The 6856-nt window shown below is 72.6% G+C and carries 6 protein-coding genes and 2 rRNA genes; 6 read left to right on the top strand and 2 right to left on the bottom strand.

Features of this window, described 5'->3' with window-relative positions:
- The 3 genes from CHF15_RS25920 to CHF15_RS25905 all read left to right on the top strand — a co-directional run.
- A 23S ribosomal RNA gene (locus CHF15_RS25920) occupies positions 1 to 348 on the top strand; the annotation flags it as partial.
- A gap of 105 nt (positions 349 to 453) precedes the next feature.
- A 5S ribosomal RNA gene (rrf, locus tag CHF15_RS25915) occupies positions 454 to 570 on the top strand.
- A gap of 1089 nt (positions 571 to 1659) precedes the next feature.
- A complete protein-coding gene (locus tag CHF15_RS25905) occupies positions 1660 to 2577 on the top strand; it encodes a tetratricopeptide repeat protein (protein ID WP_245939048.1) in 918 nt (305 codons plus the stop codon).
- 60 nt (positions 2578 to 2637) lie between these two features.
- Here CHF15_RS25905 and CHF15_RS25900 read toward each other — a convergent pair whose 3' ends face one another.
- Entirely contained in the window at positions 2638 to 3921 is a 1284-nt protein-coding gene (locus tag CHF15_RS25900; RefSeq protein WP_089226282.1) for a DUF1015 domain-containing protein, read from the bottom strand.
- A 72-nt stretch (positions 3922 to 3993) separates the two neighbouring features.
- Here CHF15_RS25900 and CHF15_RS25895 point away from each other — a divergent pair, with 72 nt between their 5' ends.
- Complete coding sequence (locus tag CHF15_RS25895) at positions 3994 to 5028, top strand: HAD-IIA family hydrolase (protein ID WP_089226281.1); 1035 nt, start codon at positions 3994 to 3996, stop codon at positions 5026 to 5028.
- Here CHF15_RS25895 and CHF15_RS25890 read toward each other — a convergent pair.
- Positions 5025 to 5372, bottom strand: coding sequence for a sterol-binding protein (locus tag CHF15_RS25890; protein ID WP_089226280.1), 348 nt, complete (start codon positions 5370 to 5372; stop codon positions 5025 to 5027). The two genes, CHF15_RS25895 and CHF15_RS25890, sit on opposite strands and share 4 nt — an antisense overlap.
- Positions 5373 to 5520: 148 nt before the next feature.
- Between CHF15_RS25890 and CHF15_RS25885 the strand changes: the two genes are divergently transcribed.
- Together CHF15_RS25885 and CHF15_RS25880 are read left to right on the top strand one after the other, a co-directional pair.
- The gene (locus CHF15_RS25885) at positions 5521 to 6603 is read left to right on the top strand and encodes a hypothetical protein (RefSeq protein ID WP_089226279.1); all 1083 of its coding nucleotides are present in this window, start codon (positions 5521 to 5523) and stop codon (positions 6601 to 6603) included.
- Positions 6596 to 6850, top strand: a complete 255-nt coding sequence (locus CHF15_RS25880; RefSeq protein ID WP_089226278.1) for a hypothetical protein — start codon at positions 6596 to 6598, stop codon at positions 6848 to 6850. Before CHF15_RS25885 ends, CHF15_RS25880 begins: the two co-directional genes overlap by 8 nt.
- The last annotated feature ends 6 nt before the right edge of the window (positions 6851 to 6856 follow it).

Below are 6856 nucleotides of genomic sequence, written 5' to 3'. Positions count from 1 at the left end.
GTTCGCCCATTAAAGCGGTACGCGAGCTGGGTTTAGAACGTCGTGAGACAGTTCGGTCCCTATCCGCTGTGCGCGTAGGAGTCTTGAGAAGGGCTGTCCCTAGTACGAGAGGACCGGGACGGACGAACCTCTGGTGTGCCAGTTGTCCTGCCAAGGGCATGGCTGGTTGGCTACGTTCGGGAGGGATAACCGCTGAAAGCATCTAAGCGGGAAGCCTGCTTCGAGATGAGGACTCCCACCCCCTTGAGGGGTTAAGGCTCCCAGTAGACGACTGGGTTGATAGGCCGGATGTGGAAGCCCAGTAATGGGTGGAGCTGACCGGTACTAATAAGCCGAGGGCTTGTCCTCAGATGCTCGCGTCCACTGTTTGGTTCCCGGGTTGCGAACGGTCGCACCGGTTGAACCAGTCACTTAACTGAAAAGTGTGCTTGTTCGCCTAACACCCGATGGTGTTTCGGTGGTCATAGCGTTAGGGAAACGCCCGGTTACATTCCGAACCCGGAAGCTAAGCCTTTCAGCGCCGATGGTACTGCAGGGGGGACCCTGTGGGAGAGTAGGACGCCGCCGAACAATCTTTATGGACCCTCGGTCCTGGCCAAAGCGCTGGGACCGAGGGTCTTTTTGTTTTTGGCGTGGTGCGCAACTCGCGGACGGGTACGAGAGACTGGCACTACAGCAGTACGAACGACAGGAGTCACGTCGATGTCCAACTCGCCCGAGGAACGGCCGGATCGGCCTGAGCGGCGCGCTCCGCGCCAGGGCGGCGACCGGGGTGAAAACCGCAGCGGCGGCCCCCGGCGCGAAGGCGACCGAGCCGGCGGCGGTTACCGCCGGCCCGACGACCGTCCGCGGGGGCGGTACGAGGACCGGGGTCGCGACGACCGGCGTGATGACCGCGGCGGTTACCGTCGCGATGACCGGCCGCGCTTCGACCGTCCGCGTGAGGATCGTCCGCGCGATGATCGGCGTGACGATCGTGGTGGGTTCCGCCGTGACGACCGGCCGCGTTCTGACCGTCCTCGCGACGATCGGCCGCGCTTCGACCGCCCGCGTGAGGATCGTCCCCGTGACGATCGGCGTGACGACCGTGGTGGGTTCCGCCGTGACGATCGCCCGCGCTACGACCGTCCCCGCGAGGACCGTCCCCGTGACGACCAGCGTGACGACCGTGGTGGGTTCCGCCGCGATGACCGGCCGCGTTCTGACCGTCCTCGCGACGATCGGCCGCGCTTCGACCGTCCGCGTGAGGATCGTCCGCGCGATGATCGGCGTGACGACCGTGGTGGGTTCCGCCGTGACGATCGCCCGCGCTACGACCGCCCGCGCGAGGACCGCCCCCGTGACGACCGCGGTGGCTTCCGTCGTGACGACCGGCCGCGCTACGACCGCCCCCGTGACGACCGTCCGCGCGACGACCGCCGTGACGGCCCGCCCCGTGGGCCGCGGCGGGACGACGACCGTGGCGGCTACCGCCGGGACGAGCGTCCCCGCGGCCCGCGCCGTGAGGACGATCGGGGCCAGGGCGGCCGCCGGCCGTACGTGCAGGGGCGTGGGCGGTTCGAGAACACCCGCGGCCGCGACGAGCGCCGTGAGGAGCGGGAGCCCGTCAAGCGGCTGCCGATCCCGGACGACGTCACGGGCCAGGAGATCGACCCCAGCGTGCGTCAGGAGCTCATGAGCCTGCCGAAGACGCTCGCCGAGGACGTCGCGCGGAACCTCGTGATGGTCGCCCGGCTGCTGGACGAGGACCCGGACCTGGCGTACGGCTACTCCAGGGTCGCGCTGCGACTCGCGTCCCGTGTCGCCGCCGTGCGTGAGGCGGCCGGGTTCGCCTCGTACGCCACGGAGCGGTATGCCGAGGCGCTGGCCGAGTTCCGCGCCTGCCGCCGGATGACGGGCACGGTCGACCTGTGGCCGGTCATGGCGGACTGCGAGCGGGGCATGGGCCGTCCGGAGCGCGCGCTGGAGATGGCGGGTGCGCCGGAGGTGCACAAGCTGGACCGCGCGGGTCAGGTGGAGATGCGCCTGGTGGCCGCCGGTGCCCGGCGTGACATGGGGCAGAACGACGCCGCCGTCGTCACCCTGCAGAGCCCCGAGCTCGCGTCCAACGCCGTGCACCCGTGGACGGCGCGGCTGCGCTACGCGTACGCCGACGCTCTGCTCGCGGCGGGTCGTGAGGACGACGCGCGCGAGTGGTTCGCCAAGTCGCTGGAGGCCGACCAGAGCGGCACCACGGACGCGTCCGACCGGCTGGCGCAGCTGGACGGCGTGGCCTTCGTGGACGCGCTGGACGACGCCGACGACGAGCAGCCGGCGGCGGATGGGTCCGCCGTGGCGGATCGCGACGACGTCGCGGACGGCTCGGACACCGGGAACGCCGCGGATGCCGAGGCCTCCGAGGACGGGGACGGCGAGCACGGCGACGACGACGAGGACCGGGACCGGGACGACGAGGGCCGCACGGACCGCGAGACCGGTGACGCCGGGGAGCCGGACGTCGACCTGACCGACGAGGCCGACCCGACGGCGTTCCTCGACGACCCGTTCAAGGAGCCCTCCAAGAACACCGAGGGCTGATCGCCGAAACGAAGGGCGGCATCCGCGTCATGCGGATGCCGCCCTTCGCGTTGTGCGGGGTCAGGCGGAGGTGCCGTCGAGTTCCAGGCTGCGCAGCACCAGGCCGGTCGCCGGCTTCGGGCCGAACGACGTCGACTTGCGCGGCATCGTCACACCCTGTTTGGCGAGGTCGTGGACGACGCTCTCGCGCACGGGGTGGATGAGCACGGCCGTGCCGCCGAACTGCTCCGCGTGTTCGACCGCGGCCTCCGTGTCGTGGATGTAGTGGATGTGCTCCGGGGCGTCGGGGACTTCCCAGATCCGGTCCAGGAGCAGGCTGTGCAGCACGGTGGCGTCCAGCTGCCGCCATTCGTCGGGGCGGTCCTCCGGGATGGCCCGTGCGAGGGCCTCGGGGTCCGGCCGGTCCAGGAGGTGGAAGCGGCCGTCGCCGGTGAGCAGGAACGCGTTGCCCTCGGCGGCCGCGGCCTCCAGGGCGGCCAGGGCCTCCGGCAGGGGTCCGGGCAGTTCCTGTACGCGGAAGGCGCCGCGGACCGCCTCGACGGCCCGCGCGACGGGCAGTTGCGGCAGTACGCGGTGGATGGCGCGGACCCGGAGCGGGTAGCGGGTGGTGTCGACCAGCAGCACCAGGCCGTAGTCCCACGGGCTCGGGGCCTCGTGCTCGGCCTGCAGCAGCAGGTAGGTGGCCCAGCGGTGGTGGCCGTCGGCGATGACGGCCTGGTGCCGGGACAGGTCGGCGTCGACGGCCGCGATCGCCCGCGGGTCGGTGATCGCCCACAGCCGGTGGTGGATGCCGTCCTCGGTCGTCGTGGCCAGCAACGGCGGGCCCGCGACGGTGCGTTCGACGACCTCGGCCGCCTCCCCGTCGTCGCCCTGGTACGCCAGCAGCAGCGGTTCGAGGTTGGCGGCCGTGGCGCGCATGAGGGCCGCGCGGTCGGCGACGGGGCCGGGCATCACGTCCTCGTGCGGCAGCACGATCCGCTCCTCGGGCGGGGTCAGCCGCAGGGCGCCGATGAGGCCGCGCTGCACATGATCGCCCTCGCGCTGCTCGTACACGTACAGGGCGGGCTTGGGGTCGAGGGCCAGGACGCCCTCCTCCTGCCATTGGAACAGCGCCCAGGCGGCCTTGCGGTGCCGGCCGTCCGGGGGCTCGGCGGTGGGCAGGATGAGCCGCACGACGTTGTGCGGGTCGGCTGTCTCCAGGTGCCGCTGTCCCTCGGGCCGGACGACGACGTCGTACGGTGGCGAGGTGACCGCGGCCAGGCTGCCGACCCGCTCGGGGACGTAGCGGAGCGCGCGGAACGGCGCCAGCCGCAAGCCCCGTACAGCGGGTCCGGAATTGTTCATCCGGGCATGCTACGCGGGTCATGTCCGCTAAGTGTGCCGAGTGATCGACGACATACGAGGAGCGACCGCCCGATGAACCACCGGACCGGCCCGGCCGGCAGTGAAAGGCCTCTTGACCAGGCGTACGACACGGCTCTGCTCGACCTCGACGGAGTGGTCTATGCGGGTGGCGACGCGATCGCGCACGCCGTCGAGTCGCTCGGCGTGGCGCGGGCGCACGGCATGCGCCTGGCGTACGTCACCAACAACGCCGCCCGCACCCCGCGGACCGTCGCGGAGCACCTGACGCGGCTCGGCGTGCCGGCCGAGGCCGGCGAGGTCATCACCTCCGCCCAGGCGGTGGCCCGGCTGATCGCGGATCAGGTCCCGGCGGGCGCGCGGGTGCTCGCGATCGGCGGCGAGGGACTCGTGGAGGCGTTGCGCGAACGCGGGCTCCGGCCGGTCGACTCGGCCGACGACGACCCCGCCGCGGTGGTGCAGGGCTACTCGCCGGAGGTGGGCTGGGGGCAGCTCGCCGAGGCGGCGTACGCGGTCAACCGCGGCGTGCCGTGGTTCGCTTCCAACACCGACCTGACCATCCCGACCGCGCGCGGCACGGCGCCGGGGAACGGCGCGCTCGTCGAGGTCGTCCGGATCGCGACGGGCGGCGACCCGCAGATCGCGGGCAAGCCGCTGCCGCCCATGCACCGCGAGACGGTGATCAGGACCGGCGCGCGGCGGCCGCTGGTGGTCGGCGACCGGCTCGACACGGACATCGAGGGCGCCCACGCGGGCGGCGTCGACTCGCTGCTGGTGCTCACCGGGGTCACCACCGCCGCGCTGCTGCTCGCCGCCCCGCCCGAGCACCGGCCCACCTATGTGGACGCGGACCTGCGCGGCCTGCTCACCCCGCAGCCCGACGTCACGGACGCCGGTGAGGGCGCCTACCGCTGCGGGGGCTGGACCGTCTCGGTGGGCGACGGGGCGCTGGTGCTGCACCGTGACGAGGACGGCGAAGGCGGACCCATGGACGGGCTGCGGGCGCTGTGCGCGGCGGCCTGGACACAGGCCGGGGACGGCTCCTGCGGCCTGGACGCGGGGAAGGCGCTGGACCGGCTGGGGCTCTAGAGGAGCTTGCGCAGCCGCAGCAGGTCGCGGAAGCCCGCCTCCAGCTTGACCCTGCCGCTGCCCCAGGCCTTCGCGAAGTGCAGCCTGCCGTCCACCAGCGCTACGAGGTCGTCACCGGCCATGGTGAGCCTTATCTCGGCGCGCTCGGCCGGCGGGCCCTGCACGGTGACGACGTCCTGGATGCGGCCGTCCATGAGACGTCCCACGAAGGTGACGTCGAGATCGGTGATGCGGCAGCTGAGCGAGCGGTCGAGCGCTGCCGCGCTGTGCAGGTCGCCCTCGGCTCCGGCGAGGTTCTCGGACAGCCGCTCGAGCGCGCTGCGGCACTCCTCGATGGTCGCCATGGGCTGTGCGTCTCCCGTTCGGACGTCGGCTCGTGCTGGTGCTGATCGACGGTACCGCAGTGGACCGTCGGGGAGATGCGGCGCCATAGGCGGTAGCGTCGTGACCGACGAAGTCTGGGGAACTGGCGAAGGCGAGGAGTGAGGGCGTATGCGGGACGCGTTGCGGACCTGTCTGCAGATCGCGGGCGGCCTGACCGAGGCCACCCGGCGACGGGCGGTCGGTGCGGCGAAGGAACTGCTCGACCAGACCGGGATAGACGTCGACGCGGTCCAGCGGAGCATCGGCGAGCGGATCCCGCCCGAGGTGCAGACGCTCGCGGACGAGCTGATGGCATCGGGACGGGCCAACCGCGACCTGCTCGTGGGACTCATCCGGGAGGAGATCGACAAGGCGATGAGCCGGGTCGGGCGGCTCGCGGACGAGGTCACCAAGGTCGGTGTCGTCCTGGAGGCCCTGGAACGCCGCATCCGCAACCTGGAGGACGAGGACCGGGAGCCGGCCTGGGCCGACGCGACGGACGAGGAGCCGGACCCCGGCCTGTACGTGCCGCCGCAGCCGCCCGTGGAGCACGCACCGGTCGACGGGCACGCGTCGGCGCCCGCGCCCGCGACGAAGCCCGCGCGGAAGCCCGAACGGACGGGCGCCGCGGGGGTCACCCCGGTGGCGCGCAAGAACGCCGCGCCGGCGCACCCTCCCACGACGCCTGAGGCGACTGAGGCGACTGAGGCGCCTGCGGCTCCGGAGCCGGTCAGGAACGCGGGTACGGGGGCCGTACCGGTCGCGCGCAAGAACGCAGCCCCGGCCAAGGCGCCCGCGCCGAAGAAGACGGCGCCTGCCGCGAGGAAGACCGCCCCCGCGAGGAAGGCTGCCCCGGCGAAGACCGCGGCCCCCGCGAAGAAGACCGCGGCTTCCGGCACCGGCTCCGCGGCGAAGAAGGCCGCTCCCGCCAGGAAGACCACGGCCGCGGCCGAGAAGACCGCGGCGGCCGCGCCGGCGAAGAAGGCGGCGCCCGCCGCCAAGAAGGCCGCTCCGGCCGCGAAGAAGGCCGCCTCGGCCACCCCCGCCAAGAAGTCCGCGGCGGCGCCCACCCGCACCGCTGCGGCCGCGCCCGCGAAGAAGACTCCCGCCGCCAAGAAGGCCACCCCGGCCAAGAAGGCCACCCCGGCGAAGAAGGCCGCGACCGCCGGGAAGACGGCGGCCCGCCCGCAGGAGGCGAAGGGACGTGACTGAGACCGGGCACGAGGGCGTGGTCCCCGCGCCCGGACCGGAAGCCGCCGGGCCGCCGGTCGCCGACGCCGGGCCGCGCCCGTTGGGCGTCGTCCTGGACGCCACGGGGAATACCGAGGTGGACGCCGTCCTTGTCCGCCTGCAGGATGCCGACCTGCTTCCCACCGAGGACCACGTCGAGGTGTACGAGGATGTACACCGTGGGCTGCGCGACACGCTCACGAGACTCGACGACGACAACAGGAGCTGAACCTCA

This window comes from Actinacidiphila glaucinigra (assembly GCF_900188405.1).
Taxonomy (GTDB): Bacteria; Actinomycetota; Actinomycetes; order Streptomycetales; family Streptomycetaceae; genus Actinacidiphila; species Actinacidiphila glaucinigra.
The sequence above is the reverse complement of the archived record's forward strand: the minus strand, read 5'-3'. Positions and strand labels throughout refer to the sequence as shown.

Excerpts from the sequence above, each read along its gene's own strand:
- CHF15_RS25900 (WP_089226282.1), bottom strand. The coding sequence starts at position 3,921 with ATGAACAATTCCGGACCCGCTGTACGGGGCTTGCGGCTGGCGCCGTTC.
- CHF15_RS25895 (WP_089226281.1), top strand. The coding sequence starts at position 3,994 with ATGAACCACCGGACCGGCCCGGCCGGCAGTGAAAGGCCTCTTGACCAG.
- CHF15_RS25890 (WP_089226280.1), bottom strand. The coding sequence starts at position 5,372 with ATGGCGACCATCGAGGAGTGCCGCAGCGCGCTCGAGCGGCTGTCCGAG.
- CHF15_RS25885 (WP_089226279.1), top strand. The coding sequence starts at position 5,521 with ATGCGGGACGCGTTGCGGACCTGTCTGCAGATCGCGGGCGGCCTGACC.